This is a genomic window from Nocardia sp. NPDC058519 (assembly GCF_042719755.1).
Classification (GTDB): domain Bacteria; phylum Actinomycetota; class Actinomycetes; order Mycobacteriales; family Mycobacteriaceae; genus Nocardia.
The window spans coordinates 47285-61105 of the sequence record NZ_JBHXNK010000015.1 but is presented as its reverse complement, the minus strand read 5'-3'; the positions used below and the strand labels follow the sequence as shown (position 1 = coordinate 61105).

14 protein-coding genes are annotated in these 13821 nt (G+C 67.3%); 8 read left to right on the top strand and 6 right to left on the bottom strand.

The features are described 5' to 3' along the window. Positions 1–6: 6 nt before the first annotated feature. Genes ACFWPK_RS18155 through ACFWPK_RS18130 form a run of 6 tightly spaced genes read right to left on the bottom strand, consistent with a single transcriptional unit; the run spans position 7 to position 5663 of the window. Positions 7–1617 carry an acyl-CoA synthetase gene (locus tag ACFWPK_RS18155; RefSeq protein WP_378917156.1) on the bottom strand — a complete coding sequence of 537 codons (1611 nt, stop codon included), beginning with the start codon at positions 1615–1617 and terminating at the stop codon, positions 7–9. 24 nt (positions 1618–1641) lie between these two features. After that, on the bottom strand, positions 1642–2880 hold the full coding sequence (locus ACFWPK_RS18150; protein WP_378917154.1) for a hypothetical protein: 1239 nt from the start codon (positions 2878–2880) through the stop codon (positions 1642–1644). Positions 2881–2885: 5 nt separating this feature from the next. After that, on the bottom strand, positions 2886–3437 hold the full coding sequence (locus ACFWPK_RS18145) for a nuclear transport factor 2 family protein (protein WP_378917152.1): 552 nt from the start codon (positions 3435–3437) through the stop codon (positions 2886–2888). Next, positions 3437–3664 (bottom strand): ferredoxin, encoded by a 228-nt coding sequence (locus ACFWPK_RS18140; RefSeq protein WP_378917150.1) that lies wholly within the window; start codon positions 3662–3664, stop codon positions 3437–3439. The genes ACFWPK_RS18145 and ACFWPK_RS18140 overlap by 1 nt, the downstream gene beginning before the upstream one ends. Beyond that, positions 3661–4458 carry an SDR family oxidoreductase gene (locus tag ACFWPK_RS18135; RefSeq protein WP_378917148.1) on the bottom strand — a complete coding sequence of 266 codons (798 nt, stop codon included), beginning with the start codon at positions 4456–4458 and terminating at the stop codon, positions 3661–3663. Before ACFWPK_RS18135 ends, ACFWPK_RS18140 begins: the two co-directional genes overlap by 4 nt. After that, entirely contained in the window at positions 4458–5663 is a 1206-nt protein-coding gene (locus ACFWPK_RS18130; protein ID WP_378917146.1) for a cytochrome P450, read from the bottom strand. Before ACFWPK_RS18130 ends, ACFWPK_RS18135 begins: the two co-directional genes overlap by 1 nt. A gap of 368 nt (positions 5664–6031) precedes the next feature. On the opposite strand from ACFWPK_RS18130, the gene ACFWPK_RS18125 reads away from it, so the two are divergent. From ACFWPK_RS18125 to ACFWPK_RS18090, 8 genes are read left to right on the top strand one after another with little or no spacing between them, the layout of a single operon-like run. Then, entirely contained in the window at positions 6032–6793 is a 762-nt protein-coding gene (locus ACFWPK_RS18125) for an ABC transporter permease (RefSeq protein WP_378917144.1), read from the top strand. After that, entirely contained in the window at positions 6793–7656 is an 864-nt protein-coding gene (locus ACFWPK_RS18120; RefSeq protein ID WP_378917142.1) for an ABC transporter permease, read from the top strand. The genes ACFWPK_RS18125 and ACFWPK_RS18120 overlap by 1 nt, the downstream gene beginning before the upstream one ends. A gap of 4 nt (positions 7657–7660) precedes the next feature. Then, positions 7661–8704 (top strand): MlaD family protein, encoded by a 1044-nt coding sequence (locus tag ACFWPK_RS18115; RefSeq protein ID WP_378917140.1) that lies wholly within the window; start codon positions 7661–7663, stop codon positions 8702–8704. Beyond that, positions 8704–9702: an MlaD family protein gene (locus ACFWPK_RS18110; RefSeq protein WP_378917137.1), complete on the top strand. Its 999-nt coding sequence runs from the start codon at positions 8704–8706 to the stop codon at positions 9700–9702. The genes ACFWPK_RS18115 and ACFWPK_RS18110 overlap by 1 nt, the downstream gene beginning before the upstream one ends. Continuing rightward, positions 9690–10694: an MlaD family protein gene (locus tag ACFWPK_RS18105; RefSeq protein ID WP_378917135.1), complete on the top strand. Its 1005-nt coding sequence runs from the start codon at positions 9690–9692 to the stop codon at positions 10692–10694. The genes ACFWPK_RS18110 and ACFWPK_RS18105 overlap by 13 nt, the downstream gene beginning before the upstream one ends. After that, positions 10694–11797 carry an MlaD family protein gene (locus tag ACFWPK_RS18100; RefSeq protein ID WP_378917133.1) on the top strand — a complete coding sequence of 368 codons (1104 nt, stop codon included), beginning with the start codon at positions 10694–10696 and terminating at the stop codon, positions 11795–11797. Before ACFWPK_RS18105 ends, ACFWPK_RS18100 begins: the two co-directional genes overlap by 1 nt. Next, positions 11794–12858 carry an MlaD family protein gene (locus ACFWPK_RS18095; RefSeq protein WP_378917131.1) on the top strand — a complete coding sequence of 355 codons (1065 nt, stop codon included), beginning with the start codon at positions 11794–11796 and terminating at the stop codon, positions 12856–12858. Before ACFWPK_RS18100 ends, ACFWPK_RS18095 begins: the two co-directional genes overlap by 4 nt. Then, a complete protein-coding gene (locus ACFWPK_RS18090) occupies positions 12855–13811 on the top strand; it encodes an MlaD family protein (RefSeq protein WP_378917130.1) in 957 nt (318 codons plus the stop codon). Before ACFWPK_RS18095 ends, ACFWPK_RS18090 begins: the two co-directional genes overlap by 4 nt. Positions 13812–13821 lie beyond the last annotated feature (10 nt).

Below are 13821 nucleotides of genomic sequence, written 5' to 3'. Positions count from 1 at the left end.
GTTGCCTCAGTCGGTCCGATGGTCGGGGGCGCGGTCGGTGAGGTAGTCCTTGGCCCAGCGATAGTCGGGTTTGCCACTGGGTGAACGGGAGATCGTGTCTGCCACCCAGATGCGTTTGGGAATCTTGTACCCGGCGAGGTGGGGGCGCAGGTGAGTGCGCACGGCATCGAAGTCCAAGGTGTGGTCCGGGGCGATCGAGATGATCGCGGCGACCTGCTGGCCCCACCGTTCGTGCGGGACCCCGATGACGACCGCGTCGTAGATCGCGTCGTGGGATTTCACGACGGCCTCGACCTCCTCGGGAAACACCTTCTCCCCACCGGTGTTGATCACCATGTTGCCGCGCCCGATCAGAGTGATGGAGCCGTCGGACTCGGCGCGGGCGCGGTCGTCGGTGACCACGATGCGGGCTCCGTCGACCGTCTTGAACAGCCGAGCGGTGCGATCGGGATCGTTGTAGTAGCCGATCGGGACCGCACCGGTCTTGGCCAGCCAGCCCTCCTCGCCGGGGGCGACGGGCCGCCCGTCCTCGCCGACGACCACCGCACCGCGCCCGGTCTGCACCCGTGGCCCACGCGCCGGATCGTCGTCCTTCTGCGCGAAACCGATACCGCCGAAGCCGGTTTCGGACGACCCGATCGAGTCCGACACCATCGACGTCGGAAACTTCTCCAGCAGTGCGTTCTTCACCGGCTGGGACAGCAGCGCGGCCCCCGAGGCGATGACCAGCAGCGACGAGGCATCGACCGGTTCGTCGTCGAAGGCATCCATGAGCGGGCGCGCCATCGCGTCACCGGTGATGACCATGACGTGCGGACGGTGCGTGGCAACGGAACGCCACACCTGCGCCGGGTCGAAGCGCGGCTCGAACAGCACGGAATTGCCCGACCAGAGTGCGTTGAACGTCGGCATCATCGCCGCGGCGTGGATCAGCGGCGGGAGCACGAACCAGATGCTCGGCACCGCCTGCGTACCGTTCGCGGACTGCTGATATTCGTCGCGCACCGGTTCGCCGCTGTAGAAGTCGACGCCGCCGCCGAGCACGCGCCACATGTCCTCCTGCCGCCACATGACCCCTTTCGGCATGCCGGTGGTCCCGCCGGTGTACATCATGAACAGGTCGTCCGCGGTGCGGGTCACCGTGGGGCGCAGCGGTTTTCCCGCCTCGACGAGCTGCTCGTAGCGGATCGAGCCCGCACCCGGTACGCCGACATCGCGGTCGTCGTCGACGCAGATCGCCTGGCGCACAGTCGGCGTGAGCTCGAGGGCCGCACGGACCGTGTCGCCGTAACAGGCGTGGTACACCAGCACTTCGAGGTCGGCGTTGCCGTAGACGTAGGCCAGTTCGGTCGGGCCGTACCGGTAGTTGATATTGATCGGGACGGCCGCCAGCTTGAAGCAGGCGATCAACGTCTCCATCGTTTCGATGCTGTTGTGCATCTGGAAGCCCACGTGCGTGCCGTGGCCGACGCCCAACTCGGCCAGTTGGTCGGCGAGCCGGTTGGCCCGGATATCGAGCTCCCGGAAAGTCACTCGACGATCGCGCTGAATGAGGGCGATCCGATCGGGCATGGCGTCGACGGAATGTTCGAATAGGTCGGCGAAGTTGTTGGCCATGTCAGTCCATCTCTTGACGATCTCTCACACGACGGTGAGTGGCAGGGGTTTTCCGCGGTCGGTGAAGGCGAAGCCAGCACCGGTGCTGAAGCGGGTCACCGCGACCTCGGAGGCTTCTCGGAACGGTTGCTCGGCCAGGTCGATGTCGACGGTCCAGCCGTGCTGGTCCGTCCCGGCGACACGGGCGACGAAACGCGGGTTGACCCCGCGGACAAGGGCATCGAGAGGACGCAGATCTTCGGGCGACAGCATCGAAGACCAGGCACCGTCGGTGCGAGCCCCGCTGGCGTGCGGAAAACGCAGGCGCACACCGGATGGCAGCATCGAGATACCGATATCGGTATAGCTCGCCGGGTTCAGCGCCGGATGCAGGCGCAGGACCGTGGCGAGCGCGTGCGGATCGTCATCGAGGGCAAGGCATTTGCGGATGCGCTCGGAGGTCAGTCCGGCGATCCCGGCGAACTGTTTGCGCCCGATCCCGAGGGCGGTCGCCGCATCGCCGCGTTCGCGGATGGCGACCATGAACCCGAGGGTCAGCAGATGCTGCTGCAGGCAGATCTCATCAGCCATCCGCCGCAAGGCCGCGTGCGAGAAATCGGCGAATCGCAGATCGCTCAGCAGCGGCCCTGTGTAGTCGGCGAGGCCTTCCTCGCGCGGGTCGATCTCGGCCAATTCCAGCCCCGCGGCAACGGAATTCGCGACGAGCGCCGCGTTGCGTGGCACGGCGGGCGGGACGTGGGCGGGATCGATGACGACCGTCCACGCGCACACCGGGGTCCGGTCGGCGGGTTGGCGTGGTGGGCGGTGCACCGGTCGCACCTGGGCGTGCGGGTTGGTGGCCAGCGCCGTCGCGTCGAAGGTGGGGTCCTCGATGTCGTGGCACATCGCCACCACGAATTCCTCACCCATCGGCTCGACATCGGCCAGCGCACCGCAGTGATCGAGCCAGAACTCGCCGTGATCGTGGTCGTCGACCCGGAACCGGAAGTCCATGAACTGCGGTGGCGCGCCGATGTCGAGTTGCAGCCCTTTGAAGATGGTCTCGACGCTGTCCCCGGCGAACCCGAGGGCTTGCTGCATGCGGCGCGTATAGATCGGGCTGGCCAGCTGCCACTCCTCGATGGCTACCGCTGTCATCCCCTCGCGACCGAAAGCGGCGATGGTGTGCGCCATCCCGGACCGGTCGATGAGGTGACCACACAGCAGTAACTCGGGGACCAGCGCGGCCAGCTGGTCCCTGGACAGCATGGTGAAGCTGCTCATCGGTGTCACCACAGGGAGGCGGGTGATTCGCCGACGCGGTACCAGCCGGGCAGCGGGTCACGCGATACCGAGCGCTCGATGCGCTTGTGCATGCCCGGCGACAGCGCGTTGTCGGTGATCATGTCGAGGAACATCGCCGAGACATTGCCGAAGTCGAAGAAGTCGCGCTGCCAGGACCATTGGAAGTCACCGCCGTAGCGGAACCAGCTACCGCCGATGCCCTCGGGGGAGTAGTGGCGGCCGTCGGCGCGCTTGCCCTCGTTGATCTGCTTCCAGAAGCCGATCACGGTGCCGCTGCGCTCGTCGATGACGAACTCCTGGTACGGATAGGTCCAGCCTTCGAGGCCGAGCATCTCCTGGCCGAGGGCGTAGTCGCGGATCTCGTCGCGGCCGACGGACATGAACTCCTGCTTGGGACCGTAGTTCCAGCCGTAGGTCGCATCCACCGTGTACATCTCGGCCAGCGGCTTCCAGTCGCCCTTCTCCTCGCACCGCTGGTTCTCCACGACCCAGCGCCGAACCATCTCGTCGAGTTCGGACCGCTCGAAACTTGCCATCAGACTGTGCCTTTCGCAGAGGAGTCGGATTCGCCACCGTCGGCGATCGACAGAGCTTGGGTGGGGCAGTAGCGGATCGCGGCCTCGACGGCCTTGCGCTGCGCGTCGCCCGGAGTGGCGTCCACGATCTCGACCAGGCCGCGTTTGGGCACGGTGAAGACAGCGGGCGCTTCGTCCTGACAGACCCCGTGTCCCTGGCACAGGTCCAGATCGACCACGATTCTCACGACGCGCCTCCGTCCGGCACCGGCCGCAGGGGCGCCTCCGGCTGCACCTCGACCAGCACCATGTGGGCGCCACGGGGGACGGAGACGACGGTCGCGACCGCATCGGCGAGGTGTTCGGGACGCAACATGTAGGGGTGGCGGGCCAAGCCCCAGTCCTTCCAGTCCTGTAGCACCGGCCCGACGATCTCGGGGGTCGAGTCCATGCCCATCCCGGTCAGGGTCGGGCCCGGCCGTACCAGCGAGGCGCGAATCCCGCTGCCTTCCAGTTCCATGCGCAACTGGCCGACCATCGCTTCGAGGCCGTTCTTCGCGGCGCTGTAGGCACCGGAGCGCGGCCGTGGGTTGTCGGCGCAGTCGGAGCTGATCACGACGAGATCGCCGCGTCGCCGCGCGGTCATCCCCGGCAGCACCCGGTGGACGAGGCGTTGCGCGCCGACGAGGTGGACCTGCACCTGGAACAGGAATCGCTCCGGGTCCATCTCGCCCACCAGCGAGAATTCGATGTCGCCCGCACCGGAGACGAGGATCTCGGTCGGGCCGAGTGTGCGCTCGGCGGCCGTCACGAACTCGTCGACGGAGCCGGCATCGGTGACGTCGAGCCGGTGGGCGTACGCCTCGCCGCCGCCGGCGCGGATCTTGGCGGCGATCTCCTCGCACAGCTCGACCCGGCGCGCGCCCAGCGTCACCGGATGGCCGAGCTGGGCCAGGGCGACGGCGGTCGCGGCGCCGATACCGGAGGAGGCGCCCGCTACCAGTACGGGCCTGCGGTCGGGATTGGGTTCGAATCGGGGCACTAGCTGACCTCTACTGTGATGGGGAGTTTGGCGAAGCCGCGGACGTTCGTGGAGTGCACGCGGGCGATGCCGTCGGCCGCGACGTCGAAAGTCGCTACCCGCGAAGCGAATTCGCCGAGCACGATGGTGGCCTCGAGCCGGGCCAGGTGCGCGCCGAGGCAGAAGTGCACGCCCGCACCGAAACTGGCGAGCGCCGAGCTGCTGCTGCGGTCGATGACGTAGCTGTCACCGTCGTCGAAGGCCGCCGGATCGCGGTTGGCCGAGCCGATCAGCAACAGCACCTTCGCGCCCGCCGGGATGGTGCCGCCGTGGTATTCGAGGTCGACCGCCGCGGTGCGGGCCACGATCTGGCTGGAGGTGTCGTAGCGCAGGGTCTCCTCCACCCAGTCGTTGACCAGCTCCGGTTCGGCGACGACCTTGGCGTACTCCGCGGGGTTGGCGCCCGCCCAGTAGAGAGCGTTGCCCAAAAGCTTTGTGGTGGTCTCGTTTCCGGCGACGACCATCAGGAACATGAAGCCGATGATCTCCTCGTCGGTGAGGGTGTCGTCATCGATCTCGGCATCGAGCAGCGCCGAGGTGAGATCGTCGGCGGGGTCGGCACGGCGCTGGGCGACCATGTCGGCGTAGTAGCCGAACAGCCGGATCGAGGCGTCGATCGCGTCGACCGGTACGTCGAGCACGCCCTCTTCGCGGTGCACCACCAGGTCGGCCAGGCGGCGGATCTCGGCGCGATCGGGCTCGGGCACGCCCATCAGTTCGGAGATGACGTCCATCGGCAGCTTGCCCGCGACCTCGTCGATCCAGTCGAAGCTGCCGCGCGCGAGCGCCGGCTCGAGATGCTCGAGGGTGATCTCCCGGATCCGGACTTCCATCTCGGCCACACGTTTCGGTGTGAAACCCTTGAAAACGAGTCTGCGCATCCGCATATGCCGCGGATCGTCCATCGCCAGGAATGACATCACCCGGTGTGCGTGCGGACCCCAGGCCGCCGGATCGAGGGAGACTCCATTGGCACTCGACAGCCGATTGCTGTCCCGAAATGCCGCGACCACATCGGAATGCCGGGAAAGCGCCCAGAAATCGAGCTCGGGATTGTGGTAAAGCGGCGCCTCGGTGCGCAATCGGTGGTAAGTCGGGTACGGGTCTTCATGGAATCCGTAGTCGTACGGGTCGAAAGTCACGGGCTCCACAGTGGCGCTGGTCATCGCGAATACCCCGGTTTCGATAGGTCGTCCCCTTCGGCGGCGGGGGCCTGCAACCCCGAGGGAGACACGTAGCTGGACATGTGTCTGGACGGTATCATCGACGCAAGTTCGGCACAACGCTTTCTCCGACTTCATGGCTCTGACCGGCCGGTGAACGTCCGTTCGAAGCCGGTCAGCAATCTGGACCAGTGTCTGGAATGTGGTCTAAATCATATGGTACGGTCACCGGCATGGCACGGGTAGACGGCGAAGTTGCACCGGCTCACGGTGGTGTGACGGGCCCTGGTGACCCGGCAGCGCCGGAGGGGGAACAGGTCAGCGCTGGACAAGTAATTCGTCGGAACTTCTCCGACACCGTCCTTTCGAGTGTGGCGACTCTCGGCCGCGCATTGCATATCGGCGCCGCGGCGATCTACATCGGCACGATCGACGCCATTCGAGGGCGATTCCAGGTACACGAAACCCTCACGCAAGCGTGGTTTCTGATCAGAGTCACCGCGGTGCCGAGCATTTTGATGGCCATTCCGTTCGGTGTCATCGTTTCCGCGCAAGTCGGCAATATCGTGTCCGAACTCGGCGCCGATTCGATGATCGGCGCGGCGGGCGGACTCGGCGTCATCAAACAGGGTGCGCCGATGGCCACCGCGATGCTGCTGGGCGGTGCGGGCGCCGCCGCCATCGCGGCCGACCTGGGCGCCAGAACCGTCCGCGAAGAGGTCGACGCACTGCGGGTGATGGGCATCGACCCGGTGCAACGCCTGGTCGTGCCACGCATCGCGGCCATGATGCTCGTCGCGCCGCTGCTCAATGTCCTGATCATCTTCATCGGCGTCAGTTCGGGCTTCGTGGTCGCGGTGTCGGCGCTGAACGTCACCCCGGGCAGTTACTGGCAGTCCTTCGGCGCCTTCACCACCTCGATCGACGTGTGGGTCTCGCTGGTCAAGGCGCTGATCTTCGGCTTCCTGGTCGTCGTCATCGCCTGTCAACGGGGGTTGGAGGCCAAGGGCGGACCGCGCGGTGTCGCCGACGGGGTCAATGCGGCCGTGGTGATGTCGATCGCCGCGGCCGTCGTTCTGAACACCGTGATCACCCAGGTCGTCACCATGTTCTTCCCGGTGAGGATGGCCTGATGAGCGCTCCCTACTATCCCGGTGGGCTGCGGTGGGTCGGCCGGCTCCGCCGGCGTGGCATTCGGCCGTTCGGCCCGATCGAGTCCATCGGGTTCGTGCTCGGCTTCTGCTGGCAGGTGCTGTCGTCGGTGCCCTACACCCTCGTGCACTACCGCCGTCAGACGATCACGATGGTGACGGACATGACCTGGGGTCGCGGTTCGGTGATCATCGGCGGTGGCGTGGTACCGCTGATGCTTCTGCTCGGTGCGGCCATGGGCGCGTCCATCGGCATCGAGGCGTTCAGCGCGCTGAATCTGTTGTCCCTGGGTCAGCTCAGCGGTCTCATCTCGGCCTTCGGTGTCACCCGTGAGCTCGCGCCGATCGCGGCCGGGATCGGATTCGCGGCCCAAGCCGGGTGCCGGATGACCGCCGAGATCGGCTCCATGCGCATCTCCGAGGAGATCGACGCACTCGAATCGCTGGGCATCCGCTCGGTGCCGTTCGTCGTGACGACCCGGGTGATCGCCGGAATCTTCGCCGTCGCACCGGCATTCGTGGTCGCGCTGATCCTGAGCTACTTCTCCTGCGCCTTCATCGTGACGACCATCCATGGGACACCGACCGGAACGTACAACCACTACTTCGATCAGTTCGTCGTCGGCTGGGATGTCTTCGCCGCGACCGTCAAGGTGATGGTGTTCGCGGTCGCTGTCGTGCTGATCCATTGCTATCAGGGCTATTTCGCCACGGGCGGCCCCGAGGGCGTCGGCATCGGTTCCGGGCGCGCCATTCGGGCGAGCCTGGTGGCGATCATCGCGCTCGACATGGTCGCCACCATCGCACTGTGGGGATTCCAATCTCCCGTCACGTTCACCGGGTGATGCCATGCCTGCTTATGCCCTGCCGGGAACCGAAGTCGGGCCACTGCGCGCCCGCGTACTCGGCACCCTCGCCATCGTGCTCACGCTGCTCGGCGTGCTCGTCTGGCGGGTGGTGCCCGACAGTGAGCCCGCCGACCAGATCCAGGTCGCGCTACTGGTCGGCGAGGTCGGCGAGGGAGTGGGGGAGGGGACCGACGTCCGGCTCGACGGCGTGCGCGTCGGGTCGGTCGCCACGATCGACTTCGCGGGCCGGAGCACCCAGCGCATCGAGCTGACGCTGAGCGGGTCTCAGCTGTTCGGCCTGACGAACGCGCTGACCGTCGACTACGCGCCGGGAAACCTCTTCGGCATCAGCGCCATCGAGCTGCACTCGACGGCGGGCGGCGCCGAGCTGGTCGACGGTTCGATCGTCGACCTCACCGACCGCGAAGCCGATCGGGTCCACGACGCCACGCTCTCGGCCCTGCTGAAATCGACGGGACAGCTCACCGACGAGGTGCTGACACCGAAACTCGTCGAACTGCTCAGCACGATCTCGCGCGACCTCACAGCCTTCACGCCGCTGATGCAGGCCATCGGCACGACCGCCCGTTCCTATGCCGAAACCAGGCAGCTCCCGCCGTCGATGCTGTTCGAACAGTTCGGTTCGGCGCTGACCGGGTTGCCGCCGATGCTCACCGGCGGGCTGACGCTGCTGAACGCGGAGTACACGAACAAGTACCTGGCGGTACCCGATCAACTCCAGCGCTTCGGCCAGATGTTCGAAGGCATCCAATACCAATTGCTGCCGACCGTCACCCAACTGCTCAGCACGTCCCGACAGTATTTCGGTGGAATCCTGCCCATGATCAGCCTTGTCCTCGACCGGCTTTCCGCGTCGGTCAGCACCCCGGAACGCTCTGCGCAGCAGCTGAGCGAACTACTCACCCGCCTCGACACCGCCTTCCGCGACACACCCAATGGCCCGGTGCTCACCGCCGGGGTCGAACTGGATGTGGTGCCCGGCCTGGCGACACCGCTGTCCTCGATGCTCGGGGGCGTCCGCTGATGACGACCCGTGCCCTGCTGCTGCGCGTAGCCTCCGCGGTCCTGCTGATGGGTGTGGTGCTGGTGGGCGTCCTGCGCGTGATCGAACGACCCGTCGACGGCGAAACAGACACCTACACAGCGCTGTTCACCGATGCGAACGGCCTGCGCGGTGGCGACGACGTGCGTCTCTACGGCGTTCAGGTCGGCAAGGTGCGCGCGGTCGAACTCGACGGCGCACTCGCTCGGGTGCGGTTCACCGTCAGCAGGGATCGGGCGCTGTTCACCAATACCGTGATCGCCATCCGGTACCAGAACCTCACCGGATTCCGGTATCTGGACATCGAGCAGCCCGAACAGCCCGGGGGAAAGCGTGATCCGGCAGCGGTTTTCGGCACCGCGGAAACGGTGCCCGACTTCGACATCACCCGACTGTTCAAAGGCTTGCAGCCGGTGCTGGCCGAACTCTCGCCCGACGATCTCAATCAGTTCGCGACCAGCATCCTCGCGGTGATCCAGGGCGACGGGACGGGTATCGGGCAGGCGCTGGGCGCCATCGACAAGCTCAGCCGCTACGCCTCCGATCGGCAGGCGGTGCTGGCGACCCTGGCGGGCAACCTCGCCCAGGTGGCCGATCATCTCGGCGGAAAGTCGGGCAATGCGATGACCCTGCTGACCAATCTGACCAACCTGTTCATCACCATCACCGAGAAGCTGCCCGGACTCGTCGACTTCGCGAACGGGATACCCGGTGTCCTGCAACCACTTCGGAGCATGCTGACCGTCCTCGGGGCCACCGGCGAACCCGGCGGAGACCTCGATGTAGCGCTGCGAAGGGCATTTCCCGATCCGTACGACGCGGTGGCCGCCTTCGAGAGCCTGCCCGGCCTCATTCAGGCGATGACACAGGCGATTCCGCCCACCGGGCCCGACCTCACCTGCTCGCACGGGGATGCCACGGCGCCTCAACCTCTGCAAGTGCTCATCGCCGGACAGGGGATCGTGCTGTGTCACCGATAACGCGCGGACGCGCCGCCGATCCGCGGGCAGGCGAATTGCGTTGGGGGATAGCGGGAATGTGCGCGGCCGTCCTGCTGCTGGTCGCGATCGGCGCGGTCTATGTCACCGGAACAACCGCTGAGCGGACGTATGCGGCCGAGATGACCCAGGCGGGCTCGGTCCGCACCGGCGACGACGTGCGGCTCGCGGGGATACCCGTCGGGAAGGTGACCTCGCTGACCCTGCTGCCAGATCGGGTCAGGATGGAATTCACCGTCGCGCAGGACGCGTTCCTCGGTGATCAGACCACCCTCGACATCCGGATGCTCACCTTCGTGGGTGGCTACTACGTGGCCGTCCTGCCCGCGGGCACGAAGCCGCTCGGCGCCGCGGTGATCCCCACGGAGCGAGTCATCGTGCCCTACAACCTGACCAAGGCGTTCCAGGACGCGGTGGAGCCGGTGCGCCGGATCGACGGGAACATCTTCCGGCGCGACCTCGGCGCACTGTCCACCGCGATCGACAAGAGCCCGGACGCCGTGCGGTCGACGGTGCGCGCCGCCGGTGACATCGTCGCGATCCTGGACGAGCAGAACGCGGACATCTCCCGGGCCCTGTCCATCGCCGACGAATACCTGACCGCGCTCAACGCGAACGCCGATGTGCTGGCCGATCTGCTCATCACCCTCGGCACGCTCGAACAGATCATCCAGACCAACAAGGTGCAGGTCGCCGCATCCCTGTACGACCTGGCAGTGATCCTGCAAGACCTCACGCCGCTCGGGCGCGCGTGGGACGCGTCGATCGAACAGCGCGCCCAGCCGCTCGCCGATGCCATCCCCGCGCTCGAGGAGCTCGGCGCGCGCCTCGGCACCCTGCTCGATTCCGTGCGAGCGCTCGAGCAACGGTTGCTGCCGCTGATGCCGACGGGCGGCGGGGTGCGCGTCGACCAGTCCGCTGCGACGATCCAGCTGCCCGCCGTGTGCGTGCCACTGCCGGGAGGCGGTTGTTGATGCTGAAGAAGATCCTGGGATCGCGCGGGCTGATGTCGGCCGGGGTCGTCGTGACGCTCGTCCTCGCCGGTGCGATCGGTCTGCGGCTGAGTTCGCCGAATCCGGCGATGCGTGGCTACTGCGCCGAAATGCCCGACAGCATAGGGCTCTACGAGGGCAGCGCGGTCACGGTCATGGGGGTGCAGGTCGGGCGGGTCACCGAGATCAGCATCGACGGTGCGGTGGCGCGCGTCGAATTCGCCGTCCGCGCCGATCGCAAGCTGCCGGTCGATGTCGGGGCGGTGACCGTCAGCGACACCTTGATCGCCGACCGGCGGCTGGCCCTGATCGGCGCCGAACCCGCTGGGCCGGGCTGGAATTCGAGCGAGTGCATCACCAAGACCCTGACCCCCAAGAGCCTGACGCAGACCTTCGACGCGCTGGCCGGGCTCGCCGACCAGCTCAACGGTGCGGGAGATCCCTCGCAGCGCACCGCCGTCGGGGCCGGAATCGACGCGCTCGATCGCGCGACGGCGGGGACGGGCGATCAGATCAACGACGTCATCGCCGCACTGAGCAGGGCACTGGCCGCACCCGACGCGGCGATCGGCCACATCGGGCAACTGCTCGACGCGCTCACCGAGCTCGCGCACCGGGCCCGCGGCGGCTGGTCCCAGGTGGAGACCACGGTGAGTGGGCTGCCGCAGACGTTCAACGACATCGTCACCATCGCGTTCCCGCCGATCATCGAGATCGTCGCCGCGCTCGCCGATCTGCTGCCTCAGCTCAACGACGTGATCGTGATGTTCGGTTCGCCCGCGCTGCGCGCCTTGGATTCCGTGCCGGATCTTTCGCGCATGATCGCGGCGGGCGTCGGCTCGCTCGCCGACGTCATCGCCATGACTCCGGCCGTGGCGAGCGGCTTCGCCGGCGCCGTCGACCCGGCCAGTGGTGCGCTGACCATCGGCTACACACCACCGAAACTCCTACTCGCCCAGCACGACACGGCCCAGGTCTGTGCGGCCGTGCAGATCATCACCCGGCAGCGATGCCAGGCGGCCGAAAGCGGTGCGATGACGATTCCTGCCCTGCCACTGCTGCTCGGGGCGGTGAGTGCACGATGAGACGCGCCGCCCTGCTCCTGTTCGCGGTGCTGCTCGCCGCCACCGGCTGCGGCTTCCAGCCCGCCGACCTACCGGTTCCGGGTTCGGGTGTCGACGGTCCGACATATCCGCTGCGGATCGAGTTCGCCGATGTGCTCAATCTTCCGCAGGGCGCCAAGGTGATCGCGGCCGGTGTCCGGGTCGGCATGCTCACCGGGGTCACCCTCGTCGATCCCGTCGCCGCCACACCGGACCGGGCCGCCGTGCCCGGCTATGCCATCGCCGATGTGGCCATCGGGCAGTCGGTACGGCTCTCGGTCGGCACCACCGCCGAACTTCGGCAGGAGACTCCGCTGGGCGACGTCCACATCGCGCTGAGTGAACCGGCGCAAGCGCGGGCGGGCGAGCTGACGGCGGGCGCGACCATCCCACTCGCGGACACCACCCAGTCGCCCCCGATCGAGGACATCCTGGCCGGGCTGTCCACCTTCATCGGCAGCGGAGCGGTGACCGACTTCCAATCCATCGTCCGCACCATGAACGGCGTGTTCCCCGACGATCCGCGCGACACCGCCCGCCTCGCGGGCATTCTCGGCGCCGACATCACCGACCTCGGTGACCACCTGCACTCGGTCGACGCCCTGCTCGACGGCTTGGAGGCCACGGTCGAGGAGGGCATGCAGCAGAACCTGCCGATTCTCGACGAACTGCTCACGCCCTACGGGGTCCAACACACCACCGATGCGGTGAACGCGCAGATCCGGGTCATCTTCGTGCTGACCGCGCTCGGCCCGGTCGCGCCGAGCGCGCAGTGGCTCGGCCCGCTGCTGTCCTCCCTGGACGACACCACCCGCGCCCTGGTCCCGATGCTGCTGGGCAGCCGCCCGCTCGACGCCGATTCACCGTCGAACATGAAGGCGCTCATCGACCTGATCAATACCGATCTCGTTCCCTTCGCCACGCACGGCCCGAAGGTCGACCTGGTCGACGTCACCCTCGGGCCGTCGGCCGACCCGGTCACTGCCGACGAGCACACCGCCCGCATCGTCGACACCCTGCGGATGATCGGACTCGTGCGATGAATCTCCGTGCGGCAGTGTCGCTCACCGCGATCGCGGCGGTCCTGGTCTTCGGGGTCGGGTACATGTCTCTCGGTGTGCTGCGGCTGGACCCGCGACTGAGCTACATCACCGCCGACATGCGGCTGGACAACTCGGGCGGGCTCGCGCCGAATTCGCCTGTCCTGCTGGCCGGTGTCCAGGTCGGCCGCACCGAGTCGGTGCGCAAACAGGCGGGAGGGGTGCTCGTCCGGCTCCGGATCGACAGCCGCTACCGCATCCCGGTGTCCAGCGATGTCCGGATCGAGCAGCTCTCGGCGCTCGGTGAGCCCTATATCGCCTTCGCGCCGGAATCGGGTGCGGGCCCGTATCTCGAGGACGGCCAGGTCGTCGCGGCGGGCCGGATCCACCTGCCGATGACCATCACGGCTCTGTCGGCCCGACTGGTCGAATTGCTCGAACAGATCCATCCGGAGGCGATCGCGAACCTGGTCGACACCTTCGACCGCGCGCTGGCCGGGACGGACACGGCGATGCAGACCTTGCAGCGGTCGTCGACCCTGCTCGCGGCCACCCTGCTCAGCCGCACCGAGGCCGTGCGGCAACTGTTCGCCGACGTGCAGGCCCTCGGCGGCAACATGGAATGGCTCGGGCCCTCGCTCGGCACCGCGGGCCCGCTGTTCGGCGAGTTCGGCGTGACGCTGAACGCGATCGTCGAATCGGGTGCGGAGCTCGTCGAGAGTCGTCCGGTGCCCGCCTATTTCACCGGCGACGGCCTCGTGCCGTTCCTGGCCGACCTGACCACCCTGATCGACGAGATCGGGCCGAGCATCGCCTCGCTGGGACAGATTCTCGGTCCGGTCGTCACCGATGCGGTGAACCGGACACCCGCCATCGATATCAGCACCCTGATCGACCAAGCCCTGCAGAGCGTGGACGCCGACGGCACAGTGCATTTCCGCATCGGCGTCAAATAGCCGGACGAAG